The sequence below is a fragment of the Bradyrhizobium sp. BRP23 genome (assembly GCF_020194135.1).
Taxonomy (GTDB): domain Bacteria; phylum Pseudomonadota; class Alphaproteobacteria; order Rhizobiales; family Xanthobacteraceae; genus Bradyrhizobium; species Bradyrhizobium yuanmingense.
The window spans coordinates 215,639-233,346 of sequence record NZ_JADYVW010000008.1 but is presented as its reverse complement, the minus strand read 5'-3'; the positions used below and the strand labels follow the sequence as shown (position 1 = coordinate 233,346).

Annotated in this window: 12 protein-coding genes and 1 pseudogene; 11 read left to right on the top strand and 2 right to left on the bottom strand. The window is 66.1% G+C overall.

Annotated elements, in window-relative coordinates; genetic code table 11:
• Positions 1-50 precede the first annotated feature (50 nt).
• The gene (locus I6F24_RS22860) at positions 51-1,370 is read right to left on the bottom strand and encodes a hypothetical protein (RefSeq protein ID WP_225151771.1); all 1,320 of its coding nucleotides are present in this window, start codon (positions 1,368-1,370) and stop codon (positions 51-53) included.
• A 159-nt stretch (positions 1,371-1,529) separates the two neighbouring features.
• Positions 1,530-2,935 (bottom strand): annotated as a pseudogene (locus tag I6F24_RS22855) (PLP-dependent aminotransferase family protein).
• 114 nt (positions 2,936-3,049) lie between these two features.
• On the opposite strand from I6F24_RS22855, the gene I6F24_RS22850 reads away from it, so the two are divergent.
• The 11 genes from I6F24_RS22850 (at position 3,050) to frr (ending at position 17,671) form a co-directional block, all read left to right on the top strand.
• A complete protein-coding gene (locus I6F24_RS22850) occupies positions 3,050-3,511 on the top strand; it encodes a carboxymuconolactone decarboxylase family protein (RefSeq protein WP_036025271.1) in 462 nt (153 codons plus the stop codon).
• 41 nt (positions 3,512-3,552) lie between these two features.
• A complete protein-coding gene (locus tag I6F24_RS22845; RefSeq protein ID WP_036025269.1) occupies positions 3,553-4,191 on the top strand; it encodes an HD domain-containing protein in 639 nt (212 codons plus the stop codon).
• 557 nt (positions 4,192-4,748) lie between these two features.
• Positions 4,749-5,471, top strand: a complete 723-nt coding sequence (locus I6F24_RS22840) for an outer membrane beta-barrel protein (RefSeq protein ID WP_225151768.1) — start codon at positions 4,749-4,751, stop codon at positions 5,469-5,471.
• A gap of 446 nt (positions 5,472-5,917) precedes the next feature.
• Positions 5,918-9,421 (top strand): DNA polymerase III subunit alpha, encoded by a 3,504-nt coding sequence (gene dnaE / locus I6F24_RS22835; RefSeq protein WP_225151766.1) that lies wholly within the window; start codon positions 5,918-5,920, stop codon positions 9,419-9,421.
• Between the two features lie 193 nt (positions 9,422-9,614).
• Positions 9,615-9,938 (top strand): DUF2846 domain-containing protein, encoded by a 324-nt coding sequence (locus I6F24_RS22830; protein ID WP_225151764.1) that lies wholly within the window; start codon positions 9,615-9,617, stop codon positions 9,936-9,938.
• Positions 9,939-10,278: 340 nt separating this feature from the next.
• Positions 10,279-10,974, top strand: coding sequence for a carbonic anhydrase (locus I6F24_RS22825; RefSeq protein ID WP_225151762.1), 696 nt, complete (start codon positions 10,279-10,281; stop codon positions 10,972-10,974).
• Positions 10,975-11,196: 222 nt separating this feature from the next.
• Positions 11,197-14,004, top strand: a complete 2,808-nt coding sequence (locus I6F24_RS22820) for a caspase domain-containing protein (protein ID WP_074447995.1) — start codon at positions 11,197-11,199, stop codon at positions 14,002-14,004.
• Positions 14,005-14,214: 210 nt separating this feature from the next.
• Positions 14,215-15,210, top strand: coding sequence for a 30S ribosomal protein S2 (locus I6F24_RS22815; protein ID WP_036010040.1), 996 nt, complete (start codon positions 14,215-14,217; stop codon positions 15,208-15,210).
• 132 nt (positions 15,211-15,342) lie between these two features.
• Positions 15,343-16,266 carry a translation elongation factor Ts gene (gene tsf, locus I6F24_RS22810; protein ID WP_225112543.1) on the top strand — a complete coding sequence of 308 codons (924 nt, stop codon included), beginning with the start codon at positions 15,343-15,345 and terminating at the stop codon, positions 16,264-16,266.
• Positions 16,267-16,325: 59 nt separating this feature from the next.
• The gene (gene pyrH, locus I6F24_RS22805) at positions 16,326-17,042 is read left to right on the top strand and encodes a UMP kinase (RefSeq protein ID WP_036010035.1); all 717 of its coding nucleotides are present in this window, start codon (positions 16,326-16,328) and stop codon (positions 17,040-17,042) included.
• Between the two features lie 65 nt (positions 17,043-17,107).
• Positions 17,108-17,671, top strand: coding sequence for a ribosome recycling factor (frr, locus tag I6F24_RS22800; protein ID WP_025036556.1), 564 nt, complete (start codon positions 17,108-17,110; stop codon positions 17,669-17,671).
• Positions 17,672-17,708 lie beyond the last annotated feature (37 nt).

The following is a 17,708-nucleotide window of genomic DNA, read 5'->3' as shown; positions in this document are numbered from 1 at the left end:
ATGAATGTTGCGTGTTGAATCGCCCGCCCGGGGCGATGTCCGATGGCATTTCAAGGCGACGGAGCGGGCCGAGGGTTTGTGCTGACGGTCAGTTGGGGGGCGGGCGTCCAAGGGCTCTCGGGCCAATGAGCTGCCTGCCAGGGAGCCGCTTTCCCAGGCGTCGTCGGCCAGGAGCTTGTCGGGCCCGGCGTCGGCAATGCGCAGGATGCCTTGAGCCGAGCCCATTGTGACGGCAGGCCCGCCAGGTCGAGCTCGAATGTCATGATGTCCGTCTTGTCATCCGCGATCGGCGTGGTTTCGCGGACATGCAGGGAGCGGGAGGCCAGTATCGCCTTGACCATGTCGGGGTCGATGTTGCTGCGCCAGACCTCGTGCTTGCCGGTCCGCACCGGAGATCCTCCGGCCGTCTTCTCCTTGTCGGCATCCGCCGTGATCAGGATCGTGCTCTTGCCGGTGGCCGTTTCGTCGACCTCGGCCGCAAATGTCAGCGGTGCGCCCTTGCTGCTTTCGCAAGACAGGCGCAGCTCCATCGTTCGGAACGCGGAGCCGTTCGCCTTCTTTGCGGTCGCGATCTTGCGGACGAACGGCCGGGCCTCCTTCTCCAGCGACCAGTTTGTCTCAGCGAGCGGTCGCGTGTCGATGCCGAAACCGTGGAGCTCGGATCGCGTCAGCGCGTGCAGGCTTTCGAATTTCACCGTCCGGATCAGCGAATCGAGCTCGCGACCAATTCCCATCGCGGCGATGAACGCGGCGCGATCGCGATCGGCCGCCAAGAGCCGGCGGCGCCTGTATTCCGCGACCGCCGCCGGATCGGGCCGTCCGTCGAAGGCGAGCACCAGCTTGGAATTATGGACCGCTATTGTGGCGTCGGGGGCGACCTCGCGCGATGCCGCCCCGAGAAACAGGTATGCGCAGGCCGAGTTGCACATGGCACGGTTCGTGGTGAGTTCGGCCTCGACCTCGCCGCTCGCGTTCTTGAGCTTCAAGCAAGCGGCGTCTCCCTGCGTGCCCGCGGCGCAGGCGGTCGCGATCGTCCGGCCGACCCTGGCAATCGCCTTGCGGCTGCGCAGCAACCGCGCGATCGCGTAAGACTGCTCGACGTTGCCGCCTGGCGAATGGAGATAGATCGGACGCTGCAGGTCCTTGACGGCGGCGAGGAAGCGGCGAATGCGCAGCGCAGCCTCCCGATCGATTTCGCCCTCGATGGCAATCCAGCGATCGCAGCCCGGGCCACATGCATCGGGTGGCCCCTTGGCGAGATAGATCGTCAGCCTGGAGGCGAAGCCGGCTTTCTCGACCGGCGTTGCTTCGGCACGCAAAGTGCCCGGAAGCAGAAGCAAGGCAAGGAGGAGCAGGATACGGACATGCATGCAGCAAGCGACCACGCACGGCGAGGAAGAGGTTCGACCCTATATGAGAAACGCCGTTATCACAACTTTTGATGGGCCGGCCGGTGCACGCTTATTTCGTTCACCGGCCACCGCCAGCAACGCATCCATGCGCGGCGTGCTATCGTCCGTCAGTCAAGATCAGGTCAGACGATCGATGATTTGCAACAGTCGATCGCAGGACGCCTCAATTCGTTTGAGCGGAGACGTTGCCACGCCGAGCAAAAGTCCCGGGCGCACCGGTCCGTTCGACGCATACCAGAGCGACAGCGGCGTAGGCGCAAGTCCCATCCGTGCTGCTTCCCTGGCGATGGCCAGGTCGGGTGCTCCGTCCGTCAATTGCAGCACCGCCGCCAACCCGGCAAGCGCAATGTTCGCAGTGCGCGCGCGAAGGTACTTCAGCAATGCATCGCCTTGTGCAGCGTAAACCCGCTTCGTGCGCCGAAGATGCCGCAGATAATGGCCCTCGCGCATGAAGTCGGCCATCGCGCGCTGCACCGCCGGCCCAGGCGCGGGCGCAAGGCACGCAGCAGCTTCGGCAAATTGCGACGCCAGGGCGGCCGGTGCGACGACAAAGCCCAGCCGCAGGGCAGGCGTCACCGTCTTGCTGAAAGAGCCGATGTGAATGACGCGGCCGGCGCGGTCGAGCGATGCGAGCGCCGGCGTCGCCCGGCCCTTGAGCTGAAGCTCGCTGAGATAGTCATCCTCGATCACCCATGCCTTGCTTTGCGCTGCCCAGTCGAGCAGGCGTGAGCGCCGCACAAGCGACAATGTGGAGCCGAGCGGCGCCTGCTGGCCCGGTGTCACGACCACCAGTGCCGCATCAGGAGCATGTTTCATGCCGTAATCGACATCGATGCCGTCCGCATCAACGGGGATCGGCGCAACCGACAATCGCGCAAGCGCGAGACCCTGCCGGGTAAAGGGAAAGCCAGGGTCCTCCATCCAGGCCTTCTTCTGCTCGAGTCCGAGGACGCGGAGCGCCAAGCCAAGGCCGCCGCTGAAACCGGCAGTGACGATGATCTGGGACGGCGCGCATTCGATCCCGCGCGCCAGCGCGAGGTAGGCCGCGATCTCGCGCCGCAACGCCAGCTCGCCGCGTGGATCCGGGTAGATCGCCGGTGCGCTCACCTCCGCCCGAACTGCCTGCGCGCGCATCCGCGCCAGCAATGTCGCGGGAAGGGTCTCCTGCGCAGGCACGCCCATCTGGAAGATCGCGGGCCCCGCCGTCAGCTCCTGGTACATCTCCATGAACGAGCCGGGCGACGGGGCGCTGTCCCGCCTTACTGGGAACGGGGGCCTGTCGGCGACATGGGTTCAGTCGCGCGGCTTGCGACGATCAGTTGGGCGGATGAGAGCTTTTCGTACGCCACCCGTACGGTGCCGCGGGCGACGCCGAGTTGGGCGGCGAGATCCTGCCAGGAGGGCAGGCGTGCGCCGGGGGCGAGAACGCCGCTTTCGATCGCGGTCCTGATCCCCTTGTGGATCTGCTCGGCCAGCGGCGTCTTTGCAGATCGATCGAGCTCCAGATGCAGCGGCCTCGTCATGCCTGCGTGGTACACGAGTTTTGTACGTTCTTGGTGCTTTTTTGTGGACCAGTGCAGGGGCACCTAAGGGGGCAAGAGGGAGGGTTCATCCCCCGATCATCAAGGAGCAGGCAGATGAGCGAACGGCTCAACTACAATCACGTCGCACCGGCAGGTATGAAGGCGCTGGGCGGTGTCTACGGCTACGTCATGCAGAGCGGACTTCCCGCGACGCTTGTCACCCTGGTCTATCTTCGCGTGTCGCAGATCAACAATTGCGCCTACTGCCTCGACATGCATACACGCGACCTGCTGAAGAGCGGCGTGAAAATCGAAAAGATCGCGCTGGTCCAGGCCTGGGCCGAGGCGGGCCATCTTTTCGACGAGCGCGAGCGTGCGGCTCTCGCATGGGCCGAGACGATCACCCGCGTCGCCGAGACCAACGTCCCGGATGAGGCCTATCAAGCCGTTCGCAAAGTCTTCAGCGAGCGCGAGCTGGTCGATCTCACGATCGCGATCAGCCTGATGAATGCGTACAATCGCATGTCGATCAGCTTTCGAAATACGCCGCAGGCCGCGCTCGAGGAGGCCGCCTGACCCGAAGGGAATCAGCCGAAACAGAAAGCAGGAACCTGAAAATGACGAGAGTGATCTCCGGCGTCAAAATTCCCGACAGCCAACTGGCTCGCGAGGCCGCCGAGCTGGTGCGCAGTTACGAAGACGAGATGTTGTTCAACCATTCCGTTCGCGTCTACGTGTTCGGCGCGATGACGGGATTGCGCCAGAAGCTGAAGTTTGATTCCGAGCTTCTCTATGTCGCGGCCCTGTTTCACGACCTCGGCCTCGTCGATCACTACCATACCGCGACCAAGCGGTTTGAAGTCGACGGTGCCGATGCAGCGCGCGAGTTTCTGCGGGCACGCGGCATCGCTGATTCCCAGGCCGATCTGGTGTGGGAGGCCATCGCCCTGCACACCACGCCCGGCATTCCGCAATATATGAGACCGGAAATCGCGCTCACCAACGCAGGCGTTCTGGTGGATGTGGTGGGCATCGGGTATGATCATTACACACCGGAGCAGCGCGAGCAGGTGATCTCGGCGTTCCCGCGCGGTGACTTCAAGAACGAGTTCGTGAAGGTACAGACCTGCTCGGCGCTGAAGAAACCGCAGACGACGTTCGGGACGGTCAACTTCGACTACATCGCAGATCACGATCCGAGCTTCCAAAGGCCGAACGCGTGCACGCGGATCCGCAATGCGCCCTGGCAAAGCTGAGCAGACGCAGCGCGCTCATCGCAGGGCTATGGCATTCGAGAGCTGTTCAGCCGTTCCTGCGACCATCCTTCGAGATGCCCGCTTCAGGCGGGCTTTTCAGGTGAAAGACGGTGTGTGAGGCTGCAGCTTCCAAAAGGCACTGTCGCTGATTGGCCTCATCATGCAGACGACTCTGATCGCGTATGGGGTGTCGCTTTGTCCGGCGAAGTACGCGCGGAGGCGAGCTAGCGATTGACGCGCCCACGAATGTGATGAAAGCGAGCGAAAAGATGGCGACAATTTGGATGAGGAACTTGTTCGCATTCGCCTCTCCCATCACGCGAATGTGCGCGCGACGATGTTGCGCGCGCATGCAGCTTGTCTCGCCTCGTCAACATTGAAACTGCTGCAAAACCCCTTGTTTGATAGGGTGTCCGCGATGCTCGATTAACATTCGTTAATGAGCAAAGTCCTTTCGATCACACTGTGGCGCCGCGGCTACAGCAATTCCGTCGATCGCTGTTATGACGACCCACGGCCGGGGGGCCCACTACTGTAGAAACTGGAACGGGAATCAAATGAAGAAGAATTTGTTGCTTGCAGCTGTCAGCCTCGTCGCGCTCAGCGCGGCTGCGCCGGCTCTTGCGGCTGATCTCGCGGCACGGCCCTACACCAAAGCACCGCCCGCGGCGATCGCTGCGGTGTATGACTGGAGCGGCTTCTACATCGGTATCAACGGCGGCGGCGGTTCGGCTGACACGTCGTGGGATCTGGTCGGCTTCGGTCCGGAAGGCTCCCACAACTCGACCGGCGGCACCGTCGGTGGCCAGATCGGTTACCGCTTTCAGTCCGGCCAGTTCGTGTTCGGTCTCGAGGGCCAGGGCAACTGGGCCGACTTCTCGGGTGACAACATCAGCGCAATCACCGGTTTGCGGAACCGGACGCGCGTCGATGCGTTCGGTCTGATCACAGGCCAGGTTGGCTATGCCTGGAACAACGTCCTGCTCTACGCGAAGGGCGGTGCGGCGGTCGTCAGCAACAAGTACGACGTCTACAGCGCCGTGACGGGTGCGAATCTCGACCGGGCCGACGAGACCCGCTGGGGTGCCACGGTTGGCGCGGGCCTGGAGTTTGGTTTTGCTCCGAACTGGACGGTCGGCGTCGAGTACAACCACATCTTCCTCGGCGACCACAACGTCACCTTCGCCAGTGGCGCTGTCGAACGCATCGGGCAGGACATCGACATGGGTCTCGTCCGCCTGAACTACAAGTTCGGCGGCCCGATGATCGGCCGTTACTGAGACTGACCGCTCCACGTGAGCGGCTGACGAAAGCCCCGGCCTCGGCCGGGGCTTTTTTGCTGTTTGTCTTCAGCGAGTTAACCATCTCCTTTCGGCGGCTTCCGGATCGCTTGACTCCATAGAACGAAATGAGAACAATGTTCTTCATACGTTCCAACAAGGGAGCCGGCCATGTTCAGGGTTTTCGTGGAAGAAGCCGCCGCACTGGCGTCCATCACGCTGTTCGTCGGGATGATCGCGATCTGGGCCCAGGTCATTCCGCAGCTGTAGGCCGGCTTTCTCCGACCTCTTGGGGAAAAGCGGGACGACGCGCCCAAGCGGCCGCTCCGGCGTGGACTCTCAAGCTGTGAGACCCCACCATTGAGAGGCGAGTCGGCCGCGAGTGCATGATGCCTTGAGGCGCCGGAGACCGCTCCATCTCATCTGCAAGAGGCCGTCACGCGACCATGCCGAGCGCCGGATTTGTTCACCTTCACGTTCACTCGGCCTATTCGCTGCTCAAGGGCTCGATCAAGATCGCCAAGCTCGCCGAGCTTGCCAAGAAGGACCACCAGCCGGCGCTGGCGCTGACCGACACCGACAATCTGTTCGGCGCGCTGGAGTTCTCCGACAAGATGGCGAGCTCCGGCATCCAGCCGATCGTCGGCTGCGAGCTCGCCATCGATTTCGGCGATCAGGATCCCAACGCGCGCAGCGCGATGGGACCCTCGCGCGTGGTGTTGCTCGCCGCGCAGGAGCGCGGTTATCGCAGCCTGATGCGGCTGAACTCGCGCGCGTTCCTGGAATCGCCGGACAGCCATGCTCCGTTCATCAAGCTCGACTGGCTCGAGGGCGAGACCGAGGGCCTGATTGCGCTGACGGGCGGGCCGGACGGGCCGATCTCGCTGGCGCTCGCCGGCGGCATGGCCGAGCTCGCCGGGGCGCGGTGCGAGCGTCTGGCCGCTCTTTTCGGCGACCGTCTCTACATCGAATTGCAGCGCCACAACGCCGAGAAGGAGCGGCGCGTCGAAGGCGGCCTGATCGACATCGCCTACGCCAAGGGACTGCCGCTGGTTGCGACCAACGAGCCGTATTTCGCGACCACCGACGATTACGAAGCACATGATGCGCTGCTTTGCATCGCCGGCGGCCGGCTGATCGCCGAGACCGACCGTGTGCAGCTGACGCCGGATCATCGCTTCAAGACGCGCGCCGAGATGGCGGTGCTGTTCGCCGACATTCCGGAGGCGCTGGCCTCGACGGTGGAGATCGCCGAGCGCTGCTCGTTCCGGCCGATGACGCGCAAGCCGATCCTGCCGTTCTTCACCGTCGGCGCCGCAGCGAGCTCGGATGCCGCCGCCGTCGAGGCGGCCGAGCTGAAGCGCCAAGCGGAGGAGGGGCTCGCCAACCGTCTGCGCGTGCACGGCCTCTCTCAGGGCACGGCGGAAGAAGACTATAACAAGCGCCTGGCGTTCGAGCTCGACGTCATCATGCGCATGAAGTACGCGGGCTACTTCCTGATCGTGTCCGACTTCATCAAATGGGCCAAGGCTCACGGCATTCCGGTCGGGCCGGGCCGCGGCTCCGGCGCAGGCTCGCTGGTGGCGTGGGCGCTCACGATCACCGACCTCGACCCGATCAGGTTCGGCCTGCTGTTCGAGCGCTTCCTCAATCCGGAACGCGTCTCGATGCCGGACTTCGACATCGACTTCTGCCAGGACCGCCGCGGCGAGGTGATCAGTTACGTGCAGCAGCGCTACGGCCGCGACCAGGTCGCGCAGATCATCACCTTCGGTACGCTGCAGGCGCGCGGCGTGCTGCGCGACGTCGGCCGCGTGCTGCAGATGCCCTACGGCCAGGTCGACAAGCTGACCAAGCTGGTGCCGCAGAATCCGGCGGCGCCGGTGACGCTGGCGGCCGCGATCGAGAGCGAGCCGAAGCTGCAGGCGTTCCGCGACGAAGATCCCGTGGTGGCGCGCGCCTTCGACATCGCCCAGCGTCTCGAAGGCCTGACCCGCCACGCCTCGACCCACGCGGCCGGCATCGTGATCGGCGATCGCCCCTTGAGCGAGCTCGTGCCGCTCTACCGCGATCCCAAATCCGACATGCCGGTGACCCAGTTCAACATGAAATGGGTCGAGCCGGCGGGCCTCGTGAAGTTTGACTTCCTCGGCCTGAAGACGCTCACCGTGCTCGACGTCGCCTGCAAGCTGCTCAAGCCGCGCGGCATCGATGTCGATCTCGCCACGCTGCCGATCGACGATGCCGAGAGCTATCAGATGCTGGCGCGCGGCGACGTGGTCGGTGTGTTCCAGGTTGAAAGCCAGGGCATGCGGCGGGCGCTGATCGACATGCGCCCCGACCGTTTCGAGGACATCATCGCGCTGGTCGCGCTCTATCGGCCGGGCCCGATGGCGAACATCCCGACCTATTGCGCGCGCAAGCACGGCGACGAGGAGCCGGAATATCTGCATCCCGTGCTCGAGCCGATCCTGAAGGAGACCTTCGGCGTCATCATCTACCAGGAGCAGGTGATGCAGATCGCGCAGGTGATGTCGGGCTACTCGCTCGGCGACGCCGACCTCCTGCGCCGCGCCATGGGCAAGAAGATCCGCGCCGAGATGGACAAGCAGCGCGACATCTTCGTTGCGGGTGCGGTGAAGAACGGCGTGCCGAAGGGGCAGGCCGAGACCATCTTCGAATTGCTGGCGAAGTTCGCCGACTACGGCTTCAACAAGAGTCACGCGGCGGCCTATGCGCTGGTGTCCTATCACACCGCCTACATGAAGGCGCATTATCCGGTGGAGTTCATCGCCGCGTCGATGACGCTCGATCTCAACAACACGGACAAGCTCTCCGAATTCCGCTCCGAGGCGCAGCGGCTCGGCATCAAGGTCGAGCCGCCGAACATCAACCGGTCGGGCGCGACCTTCGAGGTCGGCGAGAACACGATCTACTACGCGCTCGCCGCGCTCAAGGGCGTCGGCATCCAGGCGATCGAGCAGATCATCGCGGAGCGCACCCGGGGCGGCCTGTTCACCTCGCTCGCGGATTTCGCCGCGCGCGTCTCGCCGCGCGCGATCAACAAGCGCATCATCGAAAGTCTCGCCGCCGCCGGTGCCTTCGACACGCTGGAGCCGAACCGGGCGCGCGTCTTTGCCGGTGCGGATGCGATCCTCGCCGCCTGCCAGCGCGCGCATGAAGCTGCGACCATCGGCCAGAACGACATGTTCGGCATGTCGGCGGATGCGCCGACCATCATGCTGCCGCAGGTCGAGCCATGGCTGCCGGCCGAGCGGCTGCGCCGCGAATACGACGCGATCGGCTTCTTCCTGTCGGGACATCCGCTCGACGATTACGCGACCGTGCTGAAGCGGCTGCGGGTGCAGAGCTGGGCCGAGTTCTCGCGCGCGGTGAAGACCGGCGCCACCGCCGGCAAGGTCGCCGCGACCGTGGTCTCGCGCATGGAGCGGCGTACCAAGACCGGCAACAAGATGGGCATCATGGGGCTGTCCGATCCCACCGGCCATTTCGAGGCGGTGCTGTTCTCGGAAGGACTTGCGCAATATCGCGACGTGCTGGAGCCGGGCGCGGCCGTGCTGCTGCAACTCGGGGCCGAGCTTCAGGGCGAGGACGTCCGCGCCCGCGTGCTGCACGCCGAGCCGCTCGATGACGCCGCGGCCAAGACGCAGAAGGGCCTGCGCATCTTCCTGCGCGACACCAAGCCGCTGGACTCGATCGCCAAGCGGCTCGCCGGGCCCGAGATGGCGGCCGCCAACGGCGGCGCGCCGAAGGTCGGCAGTCCGGGCATCGCACCGCGCGGAAACGGCGACGGCGAGGTCTCGCTGGTGCTGATGCTCGACCTCGAGACCGAGGTGGAGATGAAGCTGCCCGGCCGCTTCAAGGTCTCGCCGCAGATCGCCGGCGCGATCAAGGCGGTGGCAGGCGTCGTCGACGTGCAGCAGCTTTAGCTTCTCCGCCACGCGTTCCGGTTTTTGCAAAGTCGTCATACTGCATCGGTTGCAACCCTGCGCTGATTCCGACTAGCATGTCCCGGGGAATGGAATGGGGCGTGTGATGCTGCGACAGGTTGCGTTGTTGTTGGCCGTTTGTGCCATGCTGACGGGGTGCGTTAGCAATCAGGTTGGTACGGACTTTGCGTCGGTGTCGAAAAAGGTTGGTCCTCCGCGCGCGGGGCACGCGCGTGTGCCTGCCGGGCGTCACGACGTGCTGCTCACCGAGCTGATGTTTCCAGGCGAGACCAAGCGCGAGATCGTCATGGAGGCGGGCCGGACGCATTTCTACCTGATCAAGAGCAGCCCCCGGCACGATGCGGCCATGGGCGGCGCCGTGCTCGGCGGTTTGGCCGGACTTGCGGTCGTGTCCGTCGCGACGGCGGGCGAGGCCAATCTCGGTCCGGGCGAGCTCGTCGCGCTGGATGAGGCAACCGCGCGGACGAAGCTCGCGGAGCTGGAAGCCGTCGAGTAGGGCGCGCGGTACGACGACGTGCCTTTGATCGCGCCGGGCGCAGGGGCTCTTTGGCGGGCTGATCTCGAATGCATGCAGGCGGACGCATGTTCGTGCAATCGTCGGGCGCGGAATGACCGGCCTTTCGGCTTGCAGCATAGCGCGCGGTGCAGCAATCATCGGTTGCATCAACTAACATTTGTTATTTCTTCATATCGGCGCACCTATCTTCGCGACGCTTCATTCGTCCACTGACCCGAGGAGACGTCACATGTGCGACAAGTGTTCTGACACTTTGCATCACCAATCTCTGCGCCAAGACTCTCTGCGCCAAGACATCGCGCCGTCGCGGCGATCGGCGATGCTGTTTGGCGCCGCCGCGTTCGGCATGACCTTCGCCGGTGGAGCTTTCGCCAGTGGCGCCTTGGCCAAGGACGCCAAGCAGCCGCCGAAGCCGCAGAACGTGCTGTCGCCCGACGCGTCGCTGAAGCGACTGATGGAAGGCAATGGGCGCTACGTCGCCGGCGTGTCGCGACGTCACGATTTCAAGCACGAGCGCGAGGCGCTGGCCGGCGGACAGAATCCGTTCGCGGCCGTGCTGAGCTGCGCCGACTCGCGCATTGCACCGGAATATGCGTTCGATGCGGGGCGCGGCGACCTCTTCGTCTGTCGCGTCGCCGGAAATTTTGCCGGCACCGAGACCATCGCAAGCATGGAATATGCGGTGGCGGTGCTGAACACGCCGCTGATCCTCGTGCTCGGCCATGATGCCTGCGGCGCGGTCGACGCGACGCTGAAGGCGATCAGGGACAATACGTCGCCGCCGGGGCACATTCCCTCGTTGGTCGATGCGATCGCGCCCGCCGCAAAGGCGGCGATGCAGCAGGGCGGGGACGTGCTCAACAAGGCGATCCGGCAGAACGTGGTCGACAACATCGCCAAGCTGAAGACGGCTGCGCCGATCCTCAATGCGGCCGCGGAGCAGGGCAAGCTGAAGGTTGTCGGCGGCATCTACCGGCTAACCACGGGCACGGTCGATCTGATCGCCCAGGGCTGAACGGGCCGAGGAGCCTTGTGCCGCAGTGCGGTCGCGAGGCTTGCAGGCCTCACGTGGAGGTTCGAGGTTTGACGTGAGGTTTGGCGTGGAGGTTTGAGTTGGGCGGCGGCGCCATGCCGCCGCCTCAATCCGCGCTTTTCGTTCAAGTGCCATTCAGCTGGCCGCGCGCCTGATATGCGGTATATGCGGTGGCTACCTCAACGACAAAAGCAGGCACAAGCCATGCGTGGGACGCTCAAAGTCTTCCTCTGCCTTCTCCTGCCGATGGCGATCCTTGCCGCAGGCGCGCCGCATCAGGCGCGTGCCCAGCAGCAGGAAAAGCGTATCGCGCTCGTGGTCGGCAATGGCGCCTACGCCAAATCGCCGCTGGCGACCACCGCGAACGATGCCGGCCTGATCGCGCAGACGCTACAGGCGGCCGGCTTCGACGTGGTCGGCGCGCGCGATCTCGACGGCGACACGCTGCGCAAGAGCTTGCGCGATTTCATCCAGAAGGCCCAGGCGTCGGGCCCGGGCACCGTCGCGATGATCTATCTTGCCGGCTACGGCGTGCAGCTCGCCGGCGAGAACTATTTCATCCCGGTCGATTCCAACATCAGCCGCGACACCGACATACCGACCGAGGCTCTGCGCATCAGCGACTATGCGCGCCAGCTCGCATCGATTCCGCTCAAGGCCAATATCGTCGTGCTCGATGCAGCCCGTGCGCAGCCCTTCATCGAGGGCGGTCAGCCGATCGCGAGCGGTCTGGCGCTGGTCGAGCCCGAGGCGAACATGCTGATCGCCTTCAATGCCGCGCCCGGCACGGTGGCGCCGGAGGAGCCGGGGCCCTACGGCATCTATGCGCAGTCTCTCGCCGAGATGATCCGCACCGGCGGCCTGCCGCTGCCCGAGGTGTTCGACCGCGTCCGCCTGCGCGTCAACGAGGCCTCCAAGGGCGCGCAGGTGCCCTGGAACGAGCAGAAGATCTCGGCGCCATTCTCGTTCTTCGAGCGCGCGCCCGATGCGCCGCCGGCGGCTGCGCCCGACCAGGTCGCCGCAATCCGGAGCAAGCAGATCCGCGATCTCGGCGTGCAGGACGCCTATGCCGCCGCGCTCGAGCGCGACACGCTGGCGGCCTATGAAGAGTTTCTCGCGGCCTATCCGAACGATCCCCTCGCCAAGCGCGTGATGGCGATCGTTGCCGCGCGCCGCGAAGCCATCACCTGGCGGCGGACCTACCGGACCGACACGCCGGAGGCCTATTGGTCGTATCTGCGCCGCTATCCGCGCGGGCCGCATGCGGCGGATGCGCGGCGCCGCCTTGCGATCCTCACCGCGCCGCCCGAGCCGCCGCCGACCTTCGCGATGATCGACTACGACGTGCCGCCACCGCCGCCGGAGGAGGTGGTCTATGTCGATCGCCCGGTGCTGTATTTCAGCGATCCCGATTTCGGCTTCGCGCCGCCACCGCCGCCGCCGGTCTATTATCTGCCGCCGCCGCCGCCGGATTTCGTCGTGCTGCCGCCGCCGCTGCCGGTGGTCGGTCTGTTCGTGCTGCCGCAGCCGGTGTTCGTGCCGATCCCGGTGTTCGTGAGGCCGCCGGTCTATGTCGCGCCGCCGCCGAACAACATCATCTACCAGAACATCCACAACACCACGGTCATCAACACCGTGATTAACCGCCCGCCGGCGCCGCCGCCGGCCGCGGGGCCGGCGCTCGGATCTGGGATCGGACCTGGCAATCTGGCGCCGGCGGTTGCCGGCCGCGCCACGCCGGCAGGACCGGCCGTGCCGCAGGCGGTCGTTCAGCGCGCCGCCCTGATCCAGCAGGGCAAGGCGCCGATGCCGCCGAGCGCGACCATCCAGCCGACGGCGAGGCCAGGTATCCCGACACCAGCTCCGGCCAATGTCGCGCCTGGCACGACAGCGCCGCCGCCCGCCGGCGCCAAGCTGCCGCAGGCCAATATTGTGCCGCCGCCGGGAGCTCCCGGCAGCCCGCCAGCCGGAGCGGCGCCCGGAGCTGGGACGCCGGGAGGCACACCAAGTCCGACCGCAAACGCTCCCGCCGGCAGTGCCGCTACAACCCCGCAAGCGCTGGCTCCGACCAAGCCGCCGCCGGCCAATACGCTGCCGGTGCCGGGATCTCCGGGCAGCCCGCCGGCCGGAGCGCCGCCCGCGACGGGGACGCCCGGCGGCACGCCCAGTCCGAGCGCGAACGCTCCCGCCGGCAACGCCGCAGCAACCCCGCAAGCGCTGGCCCCGACCAAGCTGCCGCCGGCCAATACGCTGCCCGTGCCCGGCACCCCCGGCGGGCCGCCGCCGGCCAGGGCAGGGGCTGTGCCCGGGACCGTCCCACCCCCTGGCAAGCCCGCCGCGACCGCCACGGCGCCGAGCGGCAACGTTCCGCCGGCGCAGCCGAACGCGGCAACGACGCCCAATCCCCCGCCGGCTTCCGGAACCGCGGCGAGCCCGTCCGCGGCCCTGCCCAGGCCGCCGGGGACAACGACCCCGCCTGTGCCTGACCTGCGCGGCAGGCCGGGCGGGCCCCAGCCGGGCGCTTTGCCGCCGCCGAGCGCGGCCACCGGCAAGCCCGCGGCCCCGACTGCGGTCAAACCCGTGACACCTCCGCCGCCGCCCGTAGCGGCGCGGACACCGTCCGGAGTTCAGGGTCATCGGCCCGCGCCACCGCCGCCGCAGGCCGCCAGGCCCGCCGCTCCGCCGCCGCCTCCTCAGGCTCTGGCAAGGCCGACGCCGCCGCCTCCGCCGCGCGTTGCGCCACCTCCGCCGCCGCGAGCGGCGCCTCCGCCCGTGGCCGTGGCACGGCCGGCGCCGCCGCCACCTGTTGCCCGGCCGGCGCCGCCTCCGCCTCCGCCAGTAATGGCGCGGCCGGCACCACCTCCGCCGCCGGTTGCGCGGCCAGCGCCGCCGCCGCCGCCACCTCCGGTCGCCCGGCCGGCGCCGCCGCCGATGGCCGCCGCGCCGCATGCGCCTCCGCGGCCGGCCGGACCGCCACCGAAGAGCTGCCCCCCGGGCCAGCCCAGGTGTTAGGAGGCGCGAGCGGCAGGGGATGCCGGGATGCGACAGCAGCCTAGAGGCGTCACCAAAGCCGTTATTTCCTTGCTTCTGGCCGAAATGGCGCTATATAGCGCGCCATCTCACACGGAAACATGGCTCACAAGGCCGTCCGGTGGCAACCGGGGCGTGAACGCTCCGTTTTGCTCACACGTTTCCGGAGGAACCAACCGGAGAATTAGAACGATGGCACTGCCCGATTTCACTATGCGTCAGCTGCTCGAAGCTGGCGTGCACTTTGGTCACCAGTCTCACCGCTGGAATCCGAAAATGGCTCCGTTCATTTTCGGCACCCGCAACAACATCCACATCGTCGACCTCGCCCAGACCGTGCCGATGCTGCACCAGGCCCTCCAGGCCGTCAGCGACACGGTGGCCAAGGGCGGCCGCATCCTGTTCGTCGGCACCAAGCGCCAGGCGCAGGACGGCGTTGCCGACGCGGCCAAGCGCTGCGCGCAGTATTTCGTCAATTCGCGCTGGCTCGGCGGCACGCTGACCAACTGGAAGACGATCTCGGCTTCCATCAAGCGCCTGCGTCACCTCGACGACGTGCTCTCGGGCGGCGAAGCCAATTCCTACACGAAGAAGGAGCGCCTGACGCTGCAGCGCGAGCGCGACAAGCTCGACCGCTCGCTCGGCGGCATCAAGGACATGGGCGGTCTGCCCGACCTGATCTTCGTGATCGACACCAACAAGGAAGACATCGCGATCCAGGAAGCCCAGCGGCTCAACATCCCGGTCGCTGCGATCGTCGACACCAATTCGGACCCGAAGGGCATCACCTATGTGGTGCCGGGCAATGACGACGCCGGCCGCGCCATCTCGCTGTACTGCGATCTCGTCGCGCGTGCGGCGATCGACGGCATCTCGCGCGCGCAAGGCGATTCGGGCATCGACGTCGGCGCCTCGGCCCAGCCGGTCGCCGAAGAGCTGCCGGCGGCGTCTTCGAGCGGCTTCCAGGGCCTTGCGGGTCCTCGCGGCACTGCCGACGACCTCAAGAAGCTCCCGGGCGTGTCGGGCGCGATCGAGAAGAAGTTCAACGACCTCGGCATCTTCCACTACTGGCAGCTCGCCGAGCTCGACCACGACACCGCGCACACGATCGGCGAGGAAGTCGGTCTGCCGAGCCGCGCGGATGCCTGGGTGGCCAAGGCCAAGGCGCTGACCGCGGAAGCGGAATAGTCAAAAAGAGCGATGGGTTGGCCGGATAGGATCCGGCCACCATTTCAGTTGACGCGAATTCCTGAGATGGACCGCGGCGGGGCGATTGATGCCGCGCCGCGGCAAACCGGCAGGCACAAAGGATTTTCAACGATGGCAACGATCACAGCTGCGATGGTCAAGGACCTGCGCGAATCGACCGGCGCGGGCATGATGGACTGCAAGGCCGCGCTCACCGAAAACGACGGCAACATGGAAGCGGCGCAGGACTGGCTGCGCAAGAAGGGCCTGTCCAAGGCCGCCAAGAAGTCGGGCCGCGTCGCCGCCGAGGGCCTGATCGGCGCGCTCACCAAGGGTACCAAGGGCGTCGTGGTCGAGGTCAACTCCGAGACCGACTTCGTTGCGCGCAACGGCCAGTTCCAGGGCCTGGTCAAGATGATCGCCCAGGTCGCGTTCGACGTCGGAGCGGACGTCGAGAAGATCAAGGCCGCCAAGGTCGGCGACGTCACGATCGAAACCGCCATCAATGATGCGATCGCCACCATCGGCGAGAACATGACGCTCCGCCGCGCCGCCGCGCTCGAGGTGAGCCAGGGCGTTGTCTCGCACTACGTCCATGGTGCCGTCATCGACGGCGCCGGCAAGATGGGCGTGATCGTGGCGCTGGAATCGCCGGGCAAGGCCGATGAGCTCGCAGCGCTCGGCCGTCAGATCGCGATGCACATTGCGGCCGCCAATCCGCTGGCGCTCGACCCGTCCGGCCTCGATCCGGCCGTGGTCAAGCGCGAGAAGGACGTACTGGCCGATAAGTACCGTCAGCAGGGCAAGCCCGAGAACGTGATCGAGAAGATCGTCGAGTCCGGCCTCAAGACCTACTACAAGGAAGTCTGCCTGCTCGAGCAGGCCTTCATCCACGACACCGGCAAGTCGGTGGCGCAGGCGGTGAAGGAGGCCGAGGGCAAGGTCGGCGGGGCTGTGAAAATCGCGGGCTTTGTGCGCTATGCTCTCGGCGAGGGAATCGAGAAGCAGGAAAGCGACTTCGCGGCCGAGGTCGCCGCGGCCAGCGGCAAGAAGTAAGCGCCGGAAGTTCCTTCCGGCGTGCCGCCGGAAGCGGCGCCCGGACAAGGAAAGTGCTCATGACTGATCCGGTCTATCGTCGCGTCGTGATCAAGCTGTCCGGCGAGTATCTCGCGGGACGGCAAGGCTTTGGCATCGATCAGCCGACCGTCGACCGGGTTGCGGACGATTTGATCGCGGCCCGCCATCTCGGCACTGAGGTCGCGGTCGTGATCGGTGGCGGCAACATGGTCCGCGGCGTCGAGGTCTCATCCCGCGGGGTGTCGCGCACCACCGGCGACACCATGGGCATGCTCGCCACCATGATGAATTGCCTCGCGCTGGAAGCGGCGATCGAGCGCAAGGGAACGCCGGCGCGGACCCTGTCGGCCTTCGTCATGCCCGAGATTTCCGAGCTGTTCACCCGCACTGCGGCACACAAATACCTGGCCGAAGGCCGGATCGTGCTGCTCGGCGGCGGGACCGGCAATCCGTTCTTCACCACCGACACGACCGCGGTACTGCGGGCCGCCGAGATCGGCGCGCAGGCGGTCCTGAAGGCGACGAATGTCGACGGGGTCTACTCGGCCGATCCGAAGCAGGATCCGACCGCGACGCGGTTCGACCGCCTGACGCATTCGCAGGCGATCGAGGGCGGCTACAAGGTGATGGATGCGACCGCCTTCGCGCTTGCCCGCGAGACGTCGCTGCCTATCATCGTATTCTCGATCGCGGAGCCGGGCTCGATCGGCGCGATTCTGCGTGGCGTCGGCCACGGAACCATCGTCGCCGGCTGACGGCTCATCTGACGCGCCGAAAGGACGGTGCGGAGCGGTCGCCGGGATTTTGAAGGAGAAACGTGATGGCCACGGGTAATTTCGATCTCAACGAAGTGAAGCGCCGCATGCAGGGCGCCGTCGCCTCGCTCAAGCACGAGCTCGGCGGCCTGCGCACGGGACGCGCCTCCGCCTCGATGCTCGATCCGGTGCAGGTCGAGGCCTATGGCAGCCACATGCCGCTCAACCAGCTCGCCACCGTCAGCGTGCCGGAGCCACGGCTGATCTCGGTGCAGGTCTGGGACAAGTCGATGGTCAAGGCCGTCGAGAAGGCGATCGTCGATTCCAATCTCGGCCTGTCGCCCGCGACCGAGGGCCAGGTGCTGCGCCTGCGCATTCCCGAGCTCAACGAGGAGCGCCGCAAGGAGCTGGTGAAGGTCGCGCACAAATATGCCGAAGCCGCCAAGGTCGCCGCGCGCCATGTCCGCCGCGACGGTCTCGACGTGCTCAAGAAGCTCGAGAAGAATCACGAGATGTCGGAGGACGACCAGAAGCGTCACGCCGACGAGGTGCAGAAGGCGACCGACGGCACCATCGCCGAGATCGACCAGTTGCTGGCCGCCAAGGAAAAAGAAATCCTCACCGTCTAAACCGCGATGAGTATCATCATCGCGCTCTAGACTATTG

Coding starts and splice junctions, on each gene's coding strand:
- dnaE (WP_225151766.1), top strand. CDS start 5,918: ATGCCGAGCGCCGGATTTGTTCACCTTCACGTTCACTCGGCCTATTCG.
- I6F24_RS22840 (WP_225151768.1), top strand. CDS start 4,749: ATGAAGAAGAATTTGTTGCTTGCAGCTGTCAGCCTCGTCGCGCTCAGC.
- I6F24_RS22820 (WP_074447995.1), top strand. CDS start 11,197: ATGCGTGGGACGCTCAAAGTCTTCCTCTGCCTTCTCCTGCCGATGGCG.
- tsf (WP_225112543.1), top strand. CDS start 15,343: ATGGCAACGATCACAGCTGCGATGGTCAAGGACCTGCGCGAATCGACC.
- I6F24_RS22825 (WP_225151762.1), top strand. CDS start 10,279: ATGCTGTTTGGCGCCGCCGCGTTCGGCATGACCTTCGCCGGTGGAGCT.
- I6F24_RS22845 (WP_036025269.1), top strand. CDS start 3,553: ATGACGAGAGTGATCTCCGGCGTCAAAATTCCCGACAGCCAACTGGCT.
- I6F24_RS22850 (WP_036025271.1), top strand. CDS start 3,050: ATGAGCGAACGGCTCAACTACAATCACGTCGCACCGGCAGGTATGAAG.
- frr (WP_025036556.1), top strand. CDS start 17,108: ATGGCCACGGGTAATTTCGATCTCAACGAAGTGAAGCGCCGCATGCAG.
- I6F24_RS22860 (WP_225151771.1), bottom strand. CDS start 1,370: ATGCATGTCCGTATCCTGCTCCTCCTTGCCTTGCTTCTGCTTCCGGGC.
- I6F24_RS22815 (WP_036010040.1), top strand. CDS start 14,215: ATGGCACTGCCCGATTTCACTATGCGTCAGCTGCTCGAAGCTGGCGTG.
- pyrH (WP_036010035.1), top strand. CDS start 16,326: ATGACTGATCCGGTCTATCGTCGCGTCGTGATCAAGCTGTCCGGCGAG.